9 protein-coding genes are annotated in these 13,113 nt (G+C 59.3%); 5 read left to right on the top strand and 4 right to left on the bottom strand.

Features of this window, described 5'->3' with window-relative positions; translation table 11 throughout:
- The first annotated feature begins 55 nt into the window (after positions 1-55).
- Positions 56-2,446, top strand: coding sequence for an MMPL family transporter (locus HMPREF2681_RS06940; RefSeq protein ID WP_070546554.1), 2,391 nt, complete (start codon positions 56-58; stop codon positions 2,444-2,446).
- A gap of 123 nt (positions 2,447-2,569) precedes the next feature.
- Here the strand turns inward: HMPREF2681_RS06940 and HMPREF2681_RS06935 are convergent, their stop codons facing one another.
- Genes HMPREF2681_RS06935 through HMPREF2681_RS06925 form a run of 3 tightly spaced genes read right to left on the bottom strand, consistent with a single transcriptional unit; the run spans position 2,570 to position 5,765 of the window.
- Entirely contained in the window at positions 2,570-3,211 is a 642-nt protein-coding gene (locus HMPREF2681_RS06935) for a response regulator transcription factor (RefSeq protein ID WP_070546552.1), read from the bottom strand.
- Positions 3,208-4,377: a sensor histidine kinase gene (locus HMPREF2681_RS06930; RefSeq protein ID WP_070546550.1), complete on the bottom strand. Its 1,170-nt coding sequence runs from the start codon at positions 4,375-4,377 to the stop codon at positions 3,208-3,210. The genes HMPREF2681_RS06935 and HMPREF2681_RS06930 overlap by 4 nt, the downstream gene beginning before the upstream one ends.
- A gap of 56 nt (positions 4,378-4,433) precedes the next feature.
- Positions 4,434-5,765: an MFS transporter gene (locus HMPREF2681_RS06925; RefSeq protein WP_083301604.1), complete on the bottom strand. Its 1,332-nt coding sequence runs from the start codon at positions 5,763-5,765 to the stop codon at positions 4,434-4,436.
- Positions 5,766-5,949: 184 nt separating this feature from the next.
- Between HMPREF2681_RS06925 and HMPREF2681_RS06920 the strand changes: the two genes are divergently transcribed.
- The 3 genes from HMPREF2681_RS06920 to HMPREF2681_RS06910 all read left to right on the top strand — a co-directional run bounded on the left by HMPREF2681_RS06920 (position 5,950) and on the right by HMPREF2681_RS06910 (position 10,440).
- On the top strand, positions 5,950-6,429 hold the full coding sequence (locus HMPREF2681_RS06920) for a universal stress protein (protein WP_005510532.1): 480 nt from the start codon (positions 5,950-5,952) through the stop codon (positions 6,427-6,429).
- Between the two features lie 196 nt (positions 6,430-6,625).
- A complete protein-coding gene (locus HMPREF2681_RS06915; protein ID WP_005510537.1) occupies positions 6,626-6,820 on the top strand; it encodes a DUF2613 domain-containing protein in 195 nt (64 codons plus the stop codon).
- A 29-nt stretch (positions 6,821-6,849) separates the two neighbouring features.
- The gene (locus HMPREF2681_RS06910) at positions 6,850-10,440 is read left to right on the top strand and encodes an alpha-(1->3)-arabinofuranosyltransferase domain-containing protein (RefSeq protein WP_070546548.1); all 3,591 of its coding nucleotides are present in this window, start codon (positions 6,850-6,852) and stop codon (positions 10,438-10,440) included.
- A gap of 6 nt (positions 10,441-10,446) precedes the next feature.
- On the opposite strand, the gene HMPREF2681_RS06905 is transcribed toward HMPREF2681_RS06910, so the two are convergent.
- Complete coding sequence (locus HMPREF2681_RS06905) at positions 10,447-11,655, bottom strand: acyltransferase family protein (protein ID WP_246815956.1); 1,209 nt, start codon at positions 11,653-11,655, stop codon at positions 10,447-10,449.
- 256 nt (positions 11,656-11,911) lie between these two features.
- Here HMPREF2681_RS06905 and HMPREF2681_RS06900 point away from each other — a divergent pair, with 256 nt between their 5' ends.
- Entirely contained in the window at positions 11,912-13,072 is a 1,161-nt protein-coding gene (locus HMPREF2681_RS06900; RefSeq protein WP_048734381.1) for a cell envelope lipid trafficking protein PgfA, read from the top strand.
- The last annotated feature ends 41 nt before the right edge of the window (positions 13,073-13,113 follow it).

Genomic DNA, 13,113 nt, shown 5'->3' with positions numbered 1-13,113 from the left:
AAAGTCAGACACACTTTTTGCTACTTAACCCTGAAATTATGTAAGTGTTACTGCTATGGCTTCCTTTTTGTACAAAATCGGTAGATCCGCTTATCTTCACCGCTGGCGATTCCTCATTGTATGGCTGCTGCTCATCGCGGGCATGGGTACCGCGACGGCAACGCTGTACAGCGGCACGTCTGAGAACTTCACCTTTCCCGGCCTTGAGTCAGTTGAAACTCAAGAAGAGATTCAGCAGCGCTTTGCCACCGATGAAGATCAGCTAAGCGCACCCACGGGCACTGTGGTCATTCAAGCTCCAGAAGGCAAGACCCTCGAGGACCCAGCTATTGCAGGCGAGGTCGATGAGCTCGTCGCCGCAATGCGGAGCACCGAAGGGCTGACGAAGACCGAAGAAATTGTCCCGCCCATCATGGCGGCTGAGGGGATGAAGCAGCAGGCCATCCCGGCAATGCAAGCTCAGGGATTCCCTGAGGAGCAGATCAATTCGAACCTGGAGGCCGTCTCCCCACTGAGTGCCGATAAGACCACCGGCACCATTTCCGTGACTTTCGATGCTGCGACCAGCATGGATATCGAAAGTGGAGTCCGGGATGCGTTCACGGAAACCGTCGAAAAGCACAAGGGCGATCTGAACGTCGCCTGGTCCGGTAACGCGTTCCAAATGAGCGAGATTTCCGCCACTGCGGAGATTATCGGCATCATCGTGGCCGCAATCGTGCTCATTGTTGCCTTCGGAAGCTTCGTCGCCGCTGGACTGCCGCTGCTGTCGGCTGTCATCGGCCTGGGAATTGGCATGGCGGGCATCTTCGCCGCCACCGCTTTCACCGACACCATCTCCACCATGACACCGACGCTGGCGTCGATGATTGGTCTGGCTGTCGGCATCGACTACGCGCTGTTTATCGTGGCTCGCTTCCGCAACGAGCTGGTTGCACACGTCGATGGCTCGAACCTTGAGCCGAAGGAACTGGCCGCCGAGCTCAAGAAAATCCCACGCGAGGAGCGTGCACATCTGGCGGGCCTGGCCGTCGGCAAGGCTGGTTCCGCAGTGGTATTCGCAGGCCTCACCGTGCTGATTGCTCTTGCGGCACTGTCGATCATCAACATCCCGTTCCTGACCGCAATGGCGCTGGCCGCAGCATTTACCGTCGCTATGGCGGTGCTCGTTGCCATCACGTTGCTGCCGGCTATTCTCGGCCTGTTCGGCACCAAGGTTTTCGCCGGTCGCGCGCCATTTGTGAAGGCACCGGACCCGGAGAACGACACCCCGACCATGGGCCTGAAGTGGGTCCGCATCGTGCGCAAGCGTCCGCTGGCGTTCGTCCTGGGCACGGCAGTTGTCCTAATCCTGCTGGCCATCCCGGCTACCAACCTCCGTTTGGCCATGCCTTCTGACGGCATGATGGCCAAGGGCACTCCTAACCGCACGGCCTACGAAATGACCGAAGACGCTTTCGGCCCCGGCCGCAACTCCCCGATGATTGCGCTGGTGGACTACAAGGATCTCGCCGCACCGGAAAAGCAGAACGCCATGATGTCTGCCCTGACGGAGCTGCAGAGCGTCGATGGTGTGGTAAATGCTCAGGTCATCGCTACCAATGGCAATCCACAGGATCCGAGCGATCTCGGTGATGCCGCCCAGATTCTGATTACCCCGGCGTACAGCGCAACCGATGAGCGCGCTGCTGACCTGTTGCAATCCATTCGCGACGCCGAAGGCAAGTACAACGAGGACACGGGCGCCCGCTACTCCATCACCGGTGTTTCGCCCATGTTCGAGGACATCTCGCAGCGGCTTTCCGACGTGCTGTTGCCCTACATCGGCATCGTGCTGGTCTTGGCCTTCCTACTGTTGATGCTCGTCTTCCGCTCCATCTGGGTACCGCTGGTGGCAGCTCTCGGCTTCGCACTGTCTGTGGCCGCAACCTTTGGTGTCACGGTGGCTCTGTGGCAGGAGGGCGCCCTGGGCATCATCGATGACCCGCAGCCGCTGATTTCCTTCCTTCCAATCATGCTGATTGGTATCGTCTTCGGCCTGGCCATGGACTACCAGGTGTTCCTGGTTACCCGTATGCGTGAGGGCTGGGCGCACGGCAAGACAGCTGCTAATGCAACGTCCAACGGTTTCAAACACGGTGCTCGCGTGGTCACCGCTGCGGCACTGATTATGATTTCGGTGTTCGCCGCCTTCATCCTGATGGATGAACCGTTCATTAAGGTCATGGGCTTTGCCCTGGCAGCCGCAGTTCTCTTCGATGCCTTCATCGTCCGCATGACATTCATCCCGGCCATGATGTTCCTGCTCGGCGAGCGCGCCTGGAAGATTCCGCGCTGGTTGGACAAGATCCTCCCATCCGTGGATGTGGAGGGTGAGAACCTCAATAAGCAGTTCGGAAATGCTGAGGTGACCACTACAACTGAGGTAGCTACTGAAGCCAAGTAGCACCAGCTAGACAGCCATAAGCCCCGCCTCGACTCCAGTTTCGGAGGAGTCGGTGCGGGGCTTTTTGCCTACGTGTGGGGCTTTTGCGTAGGGCGCGGTTTAGGCCAAAGACAACGGCAAAGCCTAAGTCGATGGCGCGGTATATCTCAGCCACCGCAATACTGCTTTGACACGACGGTTGTAATCTTCAGGTTGGAAGCCGAGCTTCAAGAACACATTCGCCACATGTTTACTCACAGCGCCTGCGGTTAGTACCAGGCGTTTTTCTATTTCCTTATTACTGAGTCCCTGCGCCATCAGGTCGAGCACTTCGCGCTCACGTGGAGTCAGCTCGGCGATGCCGTCCTGCTTTGCGGCCAGTAGCGTCGCAACCACTTCAGAATCGACCACGGTACCGCCGCCACGCACTTCTTCCAGCGCCGCAACGAAGTGCTCGACATCCGAGACGCGTTCCTTAAGCAGGTACCCAAAGCCACTATGCTGCAGCAGGCGATCCAGGTAGCTGGCCGCCACGTATTGGCTGAGCACCACAACCGGCTGGTCGGGGTTGTCCTTGCGAAGTGTGGAAACCGCGAGCAGTCCGTCGTCACGCATGTTCGGCGGCATCCGGACATCGGTGACGATGACATCGAACGCCTGCTCTTCGGCGGTGGCGAGCAGCTGATCTGCATCGCCGACGGCGACAACCTCGTGCCCCAGCGCCCGCAGCAGGCCGGTCAGCCCCTCGCGCAAGAGTACGGAGTCCTCTGCCAGCAGTACTTTCATCGCGTCCTTCCTTGGCGAATCGGCAGTTCCAGCAGCAATTGGGCTCCACCGTCGGCGTTGGTGAGTTCCACGGTTCCACCGAGCGCCGCCGCCCGTTCGCGCAGGCCCGCAATGCCGGTTCCACTGTCATGCTTTACGACGTCTACAGCGTCCGCACTCGATGGTTTTTCCAGGCCTTCGCCATTGTCGTGCACAGTGACCGTAAGCGTACCCAGATGGGACACGAGCGCCTTCTTCGGAGCCTGAACCGCGAGAGTGATATCAGCTCGATCGGCATGGCCATGCTTGGTGGCGTTGGTCAGCCCCTCCGCTGCGCAGTGGTAAGCGAGCAGCGCTGTGGTTTCATCAATCGGGCCGAAGTCGGAGACACCGTCCTCACGAACAGAAACCTCCATGCCAGAGTGCGCTGCCAATTCCTCTACTGCTGCGACTAGGCCATTTTCGAAAAGCACTGGCGGGGCAATGCCAAGCACCACGGAGCGCAGCTGCGCAAGAGCCTGCGTTGCATTGCGGTCGGCGGCGGAGAGTGCCTCGGCTACCTTTTCCTCAGTCTTACCCATGCGAGCAGCGGCAATGTTGAGTTTCAAGGCGGTCAGGTGCTGCTGCGGACCGTCGTGAAGCTCGCGCTCAATGCGACGGCGCTCGCCTGAGAAGGAGTCAATGAGCACATCGCGGGACTGGCTGACTTCCTCGCTGGATGGTGCGAGGATGACGCGGGAGAGCCAAATGGACAGCAGGCCGGCACCGAGGTTGATGGCGATGGTCAGCACCAAAAAGACGATGGCGAAAACCCAGGCAACACCGATTTTCTGTGTGGGGTCTGTCAGAGTCCAGCTGAAAAACTCCACTTCATCAACCAGGAATGGTGCGCCAAAAAGTACACCAACAGTGAACCCGCCGCCGACCCACGCTATGAAGGTGACAAAGCCAATGGCCAACTGGACAAGCAGGTTGACGAAGTTGCGGATGTCGAACCAGCGATTGGTCACGCGGTTGGCGATTGGGGTGCCGGACCACGATGCTGCCCAGCGGGAGAGCCAATCGGCACCGCGGCCAATGAGCGGAATCCAGGGCAGAAGAAAAGCGGAGACAATCAATCCCGGAATGAACAGCAGTCCGAGAATAAAACTCCAGGCCAGCGCGATTAAATTCTTTTTCTTTGTCATAGTTTCAAAGCTAAGTTGGCCCGTGTCCAAATACAGTGGAGCTAACTCCCCTAAATTCAGTCGAGCTGAATACGTCCCGGCTTCTTTTCGCCGATACCTCGGTCGGCCAGTTCGTCATCAATGTACGTTGGCCGACCGACAATCAACCCAAGCACTGCTAGCACCACCGTGGTGCCAAGCAGTACGACCAGAATAGGTGTCCACGTTTCCGTCGTTCCAGCGGCCACACCCACCAGGAATGGCCCGACTGCGGAGAAAATGTAGCCGATTGGCTGCACGAAGCCGGACAGCCGCGCGGTCAGCTCATGGCTGCGCGTGCGGCCCGGAATCAGCGCGATAGCCATGGGGAAACAAAAACCACCCACGCCCAGCAGGAACGCAGCCCCAATCGCGTATCCAACACCAGTTTCCGCCGCTCCCCGCTGGTCGATCAGAATCATCAACGCGTACCCGAGGAAGAAAAGGCATCCGAGAACAAAGGCAACGTAGGACATGGTGCGGAGCCGTGCAATCAGCGGCGGCATCAGCAGTCCGCCGATGATGCCCAACCCTTGAACAATCATGGACGCTGCAGTGGCTATGTTTACGCTGATACCTGCGTCGATAAGCATTTTCGGCATCCAGCCCATGAGCACGTAGGCGTTCATCGACTGCACGCCGAAGAAAACTGCCAGTGCAATGGCTGTCGGTGACTTCCAGATTGGTGTGCTTGCCGAGGCACTGACCGGCGCCTTCGGGTAGTCGAATCCGATGCGTGCACGCAGCGGCAACCACACGACGAGCTGCACCAGGGCGGTGATTGCCCATGCGGCAAGCGCCCAGCGCCACATTTCGATACCACCTGCAGATGTCTCGGGAGAATCGCTAATCAAAAATGCCGTCGCTGGCCCCAGTCCACCGCCGAGGGCGAGCATGCTGGAGTACAGCATCATCAGCACGACCGTATGGCGACCACCGCGCACCTTAATCCACGCAGGTAGCAGTACATTTCCCAGCGCAATGCCAGCAACCGACAACGCAGTAAACAACAGGAATAGCCAGATGCTGCTCACCCACGGGCGCACCGCAAGACCGACGAATAGCAACGCTGCAGACAGTGTGAGTGCGCCGCTTAAACCCATGCGCTTGCCGACGGACACCGCGGACAACCCAATCGCGAAAAACGCGAGCCCCGGAATGGCCGTAATCAGACCACCAAAGGCGGAGGATGCGCCGAGGTCGGAGAGGAGCTGATCGAGCACCGGACCAATCGACGCAATACTCGGGCGCAAGTTCAGCGCCGCAACGATTACGGCTATGACAAGGACGGGGACGCCGAGTGCAATGGCGTTCTTCGAGGACCCAGGAACTTTTGATTGAGGTTGCCCTGGATTTTGTTCTGCTGCCATAACAGTGGACGTTACCGCTTTCTGTTAATGACTCTCTATCTGATTCAAGCCGCTCGTTCGGAGTAGCTTTAAAGATTGACGTACTCGATGTCGCTGTTGTCCTATCCTGGACTACAGCGACATCTCTTTTTCTGTATCTATTGACAGTCTTTCGGCTATCTCTGACGTAAGGATTGAACTGAAAATGGTTGAACCGATTTCTGATTCCATGCTCATTGCCTATGACGGCTCCGACGAAGCCAAGCGGGCGCTGGCCTACGCCGGAAAACTGCTGCGCGTTAAGAAGGCCTACATTCTGACGGCCTGGGAGCCTCTACAGCGTGCTGCAGCACGCACTGCTGGCGCCTCTGGCATGATGCAGCCCGACTGGGACGCCACTACTGAAGACGGCGATCCCGCTCACGACGAGGCCGTCCGTATTTGCCGTGAAGGTGTGCAGATTGCCGCTGAGGCCGGCTTCGTCGCGGAGCCCTACTTGGTAGAGACTGAAACTACTATCTGGTCGGCCATCGTCGATGCAGCTCACGACCTCGATGCGGGCGTGATTATCTCCGGCACTCGTGGTGTGACTGGCTTGCGTGGTCTGTTTACCGCCTCGACCTCTGACGCGTTGCTGAAGAATGCTGGCCGCCCGGTCCTCGTCGTTCCGGGGGAAAAGGAATAATTTCTAGAAAATTTTTAAAAACTTACTTAGCTGATAGAAAATGGGTTAATCTCTCAACTAAGAAAACTCAATGACCGCTGAAACCACCCAAAGTTCAAGGCAGGGAGAGATTCCCAGCTGTTCCACTGGTTTACAGAAGTCACAGAGTGTAGTTTTAAAAACAGTATTGACTTAATGCACACGAGGAGTCCTCAACATGGCATACGAAACTGATTCCGAGCAGCGTCGTAGCGTTGGCCCTGCCCTGGCCTCGGCGCTCATTGGCGCCCTTCTCGGTGGTGCCGCTATCTTCGGCATCGGCCAGGCTCTGACCGAAGACCGAATTCCGGAAGCACAGGCTGTTTCCACCGATGACGCTCTGCTTGGCGGTGTCGAGTACGGTCAGCGTTAAGCCCTTAACGCTAACCCTCCTTTAACGCTATGCCCACCTTTGTTCGAGCGCGTAAGCGCGTGCTTGTACCTTGGTGGGTTTTGCTGTGCCTGCTGGCATTCATCCAGTCCCCCGGCAAGACTGTCGCTGACACAAAGCACGACCTGACAGAAGACCCCATCGGGTTTTTGTCCGCCTCGCTCAACATGTGGTCAGACACCATGCCACTGGGACAGCTCCAAAACCAGGCATATGGCTATCTCTTTCCACAGGGCACATTCTTCGCGCTGTTCAGCTTGCTGCCCGATGTCCTAGCGCCCGGCTGGATCATCCAGGCGCTGTGGTGGAGTCTTACTCTCTGCTTGGCTTTTACTGGCGCATATCGCGTGGCCGAAGCTATAGGCGTCGGCACGCATACCTCTCGCGTACTGGCGGCGTTGTTGTACGCGTTGTCGCCGCGCGTGATTACGACGTTGGGCGCGATTTCGTCCGAGACCTGGCCCGTAGCGCTGGCACCGTGGATTCTGCTTCCGCTCCTGCGGGTCGCGGCCCGGCGCGAGGAACTGCCCTGGCGTGCGACTGCCCGTGCCGTATTGCTGTCCGGTCTAGCGGTACTGTGCACTGGCGCGGTCAATGCGGTCAGTACAGCTGCGGCTTGCATCCCCGCAGGTCTGATGCTGCTCTTCTTCGCTTTTACGGGGCCTCGCCGCGGGCGTGCGTGGGCGATGCTCGGCGGTTGGCTGGCTGCGTGTGCAGCGGTCAGCATGTGGTGGATCGTGCCGCTACTACTGCTGGGCAAGTACTCGCCACCGTTTACGGACTACATCGAGTCCTCCGGCGTGACCACTCGTTGGTTGAGTCTCGGCGAGACGCTCCGCGGCTCCACTTCGTGGACCCCGTTTGTCTCTTTCGAGCGAGTCGGCGGAAATGCGCTGGTCGCGGAGCCCATCCTCATTTACGCCACTCTGGCTGTGGCGGCGATTGGTCTGCTTGGCTTGGTCATGCGCTCACTGCCGCTGCGTCGGATGTGGCTGATGATGCTGCTCATCGGGCTTGTCATCGTGGCGGCCTGGACGGAGCCATTCGGGCTGGTGTGGGAATCGGCTCGAGAGGTGCTCGATTCCACGCTCGCAGCAGTACGCAACCTGCACAAATTCGACACAATTGTGCGCCTGCCACTTGTTATCGGCTTCGCTCATGCGACAGCCCAGCTGCCATGGCCGTGGCGAGAGTCGGCGAACGAGCACAAGAACGAGCCGGCGAGCGATTCAGCAGCCACTGGCTGGCAGCAGTGGCTGCACCCTGAGAAGCACCCGCGCGCTATCGCATCGATGCTGGTTCTGGTGGTTATCGCCAGTGCCACCGCCCCTGCGTGGAGCGCCCGCCTCGCTCCGGCAGGCGGTTTTTCCGAGGTTCCGGGCTACTGGCACGAAGCTGCCGACTGGCTGAATGAGCAGGGCGAGGACACCCGCACGCTGGTGATGCCGTCATCTCCGTTTGCTGATCAGACATGGGGCAATACTCGCGACGAACCGCTCCAGCCGCTTGCCGACGTGCCCTGGGCCGTCCGCGATACCGTGCCACTAGTGCCCCCAGAGGCGATTCGCGGCCTCGATGGTCTGCGCAATTCGCTGACTCGGGGCCGTGAGGTACCGGCGCTGGATGCCACCCTGCGCAACAATGGCATCGGCTATGTGCTGGTCCGCCACGACTTGAGAGTTACCTCGAGGGGCGATTCACTGCGTGCCATCACCTCCACGCTGCAGGACTCCCCGACCATGGAAAAGGTGGCGGAGTTCACGGACGAGGACGGCCATACCGCTATCCAGATCTGGGGCGCGGGCCCGAAGGAGCTGCGCAATCGGGCCCTTTCGCCGCGGTTGGTGGACACTACACAGGTGCCGCTGGTCGCCGGTGGTCCTGAAGTGCTCCCGCGGCTTGATGAGGTCGATTCCGATGCCCCGGTGCGCATCCTGTCAGGCAAGAACGCCGGCACTGTCACCGACACTCCCGCCCGCCGCGGCCGCAACTATGGTGAAGTCGTCGGAGCGGAGTCGGCAATCCTGGCCGAAGACGAGGACTCATATGTCCGCAACCTCGTTCCGGACTACCCCGTCGCGGGACTGCCGCTAACACAGACAGCAACGGGTCGCGCCACAATTGAGGTTTCATCGTCGGCCTCTGAGCCATACAACGTCGGTGGTGCATCGGCTGACCACTCGGTCAACGCAATGCTCGACGGCGACACCTCCACCTGGTGGGAACCCCTGGCGGGCAAGAGTCAGGCTGAGTGGGTCAAGCTGTCGTGGAAGGAACCGACCGATAACGCAGTGCTCAGCCTGACCGGTGCTCGCGTTCCGGCGCAACTGCGCATCCAGACCGATACAGCTTCCAGCTCCGTACAGTTGGTCCCGGGTGAGACGACCCGCATTCCGCTGCCCGGCGGCAAGACCACATCTGTGCTCATCACAGCAAAGATTGCTCCTGTGGGGTTTGCTATCTCCGAGCTAGGACTGGTGATTCCAAAGCGGGACACTGGCTTCGACGCATTCGAATCCAGCAACCCCGATTCCGATGAAGAAGCGGAACTTTCCGCCGAGGATATAGCGGAGGACCTCACGCCGGTTCGTGTCCCGGTGGTACCGAATTCCTCGTCGCTGGCTCAGCGTTGGGTCTTTGGCCAGGAGATTCACGAGGGCACGCTGGTGCGCCTGTTCACCGTTCCGAAGCCGGTAAAGGTGAAGGTCGATGCTGATACCTGCCGCAGCAGCATCGGAGACCCGTGGGCCAGCCTCCAGCGCGGTGACGGTTCTGATCACCGCGGGCTGACCTGTGGTGAAGAGATTGAGCTCTCGCCGGGGCCATGGCGCATCGATGCCAAGTCCGATTGGGTATCGCTCACCTCGACTGACTACTTCGCACCGTCAGCTGAGCAGCAGAAAGCCACGCCAATCGACCTGAACAATCCTATTGACGCTGCCGACCACGATCGCATCGTGTGGTTGCCAATCTCTGTCAATGCTGGCCACGAGCTTCGTGTCGGAGGTGCCCCCATGAAGCCGGTAACGGTCTCTGGTTGGCAGCAGGGTTGGACGATTCCGGCTGGAATTGGTGGTGCAGTCGAGCTGACCTATCCACCGCAGCAGACCTGGCGTACTGGAATCCTCGCAGGCGGCGCACTCGCAGCTGTGTACGCACTGGTCGCTGTGGGGCTGGCTTTCGCTTGGCGACGATTCGCTCTCACCTCTCCGATTCCCGCATCTTCGCTGGGCAATGACTTGCCGCGGGCGGCTATTGGCATTGCGGCTGCCGCGACAGTGACCCTGGTATCCAGCTGGCCTGGCGTGGTCGTTGCCCTCGTGGTGGTTGCCGCTACCCTTGGTGCGGTTTTCTGGGCACGGAAGCGTGGGGACGTCGTCAAGCCATGGCTGAACGTGCGAAATGCACTAATTGTGGCGCTTGCTGCGATGATGTCGATTGCGGGCTTGGTGCTGGCGGCGAACCCATGGCCAAAGGATGACTACGCCGGTGCCGGCTGGCCGCTTCAGTTACTGCTGACGGCGGCGCTGACGATCGTGGCGTGCTGCTCGATGCTTTCCGGTGGCGGTGCTGATGACGACACCGACAACACCGCTGATTAAAAGCCGTTAGCGGTTGACCCAGACGCGTGCGAAGAAGCGGCGGGCAGGTTCCTCGACGAGCGCGTAGGAGGCGGCGGCCACCGGAATCGACAGTGCGACCGTGACAATGGTGACACTGAGCAGATGTCCGGTGAACAGCTTCACGCCAAGCAGCGGGAATGCAATGGAGAGCATCGCCACATGCCAGAGGAAGATACCGTACGACCAGCGCCCTAGCGCCTGCATGATGGGGTGTTCAAGGAAGCGAGACTCCGGCGCTATCGTCCAGGGGCCGATGATGGCGGCACCGAAGACCAGACCGCACAGCAGGCGGCGGGTGAATTCCCAGTTGGTGAGCTCGACTAGCCCTTCGGGACCCAGGTAGGAAGCCAGAACCAGCGCACCAACGGCGATCGCCAGCCACAGCGAACGGCGGCGTGCCCAGCGCTGCATGGTCTCCACCTTCGCGCGGGCGGCATCGGTATCGACGCCCTGGAGCGATTCCAGCTCGGCGAGAATCATGCCAGCTGCGAACCAGGAAAAGTAGGCAATCGGCTGAATATGCGGGTTAACGCCTTCTGGGTACGGCAGTGGCAGGTAGGGCCAGCCGAAGCTCAAGATCGCAAGCAGGGAAATTGCCACTATGCGGCGCCCCTGCTGGCGATGTGGGTCCAACCGGCTAAGCCCAATGGCAAACAGCGGCAGCGCGATGTAGAACGCGACCTCCACCGACAACGACCACAGGTGCGTCAACCCACCGTGCAGCGAGCCGGAGAAATACACCTGTGTCAGCGTCAGATTTGTTAGCCAAATCTTGAGATCCGCGCCGCGCCCCACCGGCAGTGCGATGAGCACAATAAGCACTAGCACCCAGTACGCGGGCATAATGCGCGCGACGCGCTTCTTGTAGTACTTCGCCCAGCTCTTCTTCCGTCCGCCGTCGGCATCGGACAATGCTTTACGACGGGGAATTCCGCCGTAACCCGAGCGGTGAGAACGCCACAACAGGAATCCGGACAGCACGAAGAATACGGCCACGAAGAAGTCGAAGCGGCCGAGGATGCGCTCCCACAGGGCTCCCACATCATGCCCGGTCTGGAATGCGACGTGCGTGCCGATGATGCCCATCGAAGCCACAGCTCGCAGGCCCTCCAGCGAAGGCAGGAAGCCTGGGCGGAATATGGTGGCAGAGCTCGATGCAGTGCTGGATCCCGAGCTGGATGCAGTGTTCGGCATAGCGCTCGACGCTGTGTCTTGCCTAGCGCTTGGAGCTGCCGCAAATGCCTTGGACGTCATAGTACTTTCTTACACGGATACCGGAATGAGTAAAATCACTTGTATTCTATTATGAAATAAGTCCTGTTCAGGCCGGTTTTTCCAAAACTCTTTTGTTTTCCCGACAAGTTATTTTTTAAAAACACACCACATAACTCCTAACTTCCTGCTAGGTTTTGCAGCAGAAAGTTACGTACAGTTAAAGGACTATCCGCTGATGAAGAGAACTCTCGGACATGCACTGATTATCATCGGTGCTGCATTGATTGTCATTGCCGTCCTTCTGCCAACCTTCCTGGTGCCTCGCCTCCGGGTCATCCCACTTGACACTGTGAGCGACACCATCACGGAGGTGCGCGACGGCACCCTGTTGGACTCCAGCCAGCTGGGCAAGAATGAGCCAACGCCAAACCGCAAGAATGACCCGCGCTGCAAGGCAGAGACGGACGAAGAGAAGCGCGATCTCCCGGTCCACTGCTTCATCAACGACAAGACTCCGATGCAGTCGAAGCGCCACGTTGAGATTGAGGAGCCGGCTGACGACAAGATTGCAACTCTCCAGGTCGGTACCACTCTGCTGCGCGATGACCGCGAAGAGCCGAAGAACCTCATCAATGCGACCCTCGACCGCATCACTGTTGACCGCAGCACTGCGTACCCGGTAGATGACCCGATCTCCAGCGTTGCTATTAACGCACCGCAGGGTGGTTCGGACACCAAGCCGCCGACGTTCACCCGTCCGGGCATCCAGTACCAGTTCCCGTTTGGTGCTGAGAAGAAGTCCTACCCGTACTACGACGTCCAGGCGATGCGTAACTTCGAGATTGACTTTGTCGGTGAGGAAACTCAGGATGGCGTCAAGGTCTACAAGTACTCCATGACCATTCCGCCGCAGAACCTCTACGAGTCCCTGACCGAGCACTTCACTCGCGACGGCCGCAAGCTCACCGAGGCTGACAAGTCCTCGCTGGCTTCCATGCGCCTGAGCTTCCCGGCTCACAAGTGGGGCCTGGAGGGTGACGACGACGTCGAGCTGGATCGTTACTACACCAACGTCCGTACTGTCCGCGTCGAGCCGACTTCTGGCGTGATCGTCAACGGTACTGAAGAGATGTTCATGTTCTACGCCAAGGACGACAAGGAAGCTGAAGAAATTGCTTCCAAGGCTGGCCGTGAAAAGGAAGCCAAGGAGCAGAACCGTACCGCGATGAAGTACACCGCTCAGTGGGACGAAGGCTCCAAGGGCCGCCAGATGGACCGCGCTAAGGAAGCACGTAAGTCGCTGACTATCGGCGGCACTGTCGCACCGTGGATCCTCGGTATCCTCGGCCTGGTTCTCATCGTGATTGGCTTCCGTGTTCGCAGCAAGTCCGCCTAAGACGCCAAACTACGGTGCCACAGGCTCTCGCTTACCCTAAG

Source organism: Corynebacterium sp. HMSC064H12, assembly GCF_001809925.1.
GTDB lineage: Bacteria > Actinomycetota > Actinomycetes > Mycobacteriales > Mycobacteriaceae > Corynebacterium > Corynebacterium jeikeium_D.
Note: the sequence above shows the minus strand (reverse complement) of the source record. Positions and strands in the feature narration are given on the sequence as shown.

Coding starts and splice junctions, on each gene's coding strand:
- HMPREF2681_RS06905 (WP_246815956.1), bottom strand. CDS start 11,655: ATGCCGAACACTGCATCCAGCTCGGGATCCAGCACTGCATCGAGCTCT.
- HMPREF2681_RS06930 (WP_070546550.1), bottom strand. CDS start 4,377: ATGACAAAGAAAAAGAATTTAATCGCGCTGGCCTGGAGTTTTATTCTC.
- HMPREF2681_RS06910 (WP_070546548.1), top strand. CDS start 6,850: ATGCCCACCTTTGTTCGAGCGCGTAAGCGCGTGCTTGTACCTTGGTGG.
- HMPREF2681_RS06925 (WP_083301604.1), bottom strand. CDS start 5,765: ATGGCAGCAGAACAAAATCCAGGGCAACCTCAATCAAAAGTTCCTGGG.
- HMPREF2681_RS06900 (WP_048734381.1), top strand. CDS start 11,912: ATGAAGAGAACTCTCGGACATGCACTGATTATCATCGGTGCTGCATTG.
- HMPREF2681_RS06915 (WP_005510537.1), top strand. CDS start 6,626: ATGGCATACGAAACTGATTCCGAGCAGCGTCGTAGCGTTGGCCCTGCC.
- HMPREF2681_RS06935 (WP_070546552.1), bottom strand. CDS start 3,211: ATGAAAGTACTGCTGGCAGAGGACTCCGTACTCTTGCGCGAGGGGCTG.
- HMPREF2681_RS06940 (WP_070546554.1), top strand. CDS start 56: ATGGCTTCCTTTTTGTACAAAATCGGTAGATCCGCTTATCTTCACCGC.
- HMPREF2681_RS06920 (WP_005510532.1), top strand. CDS start 5,950: ATGGTTGAACCGATTTCTGATTCCATGCTCATTGCCTATGACGGCTCC.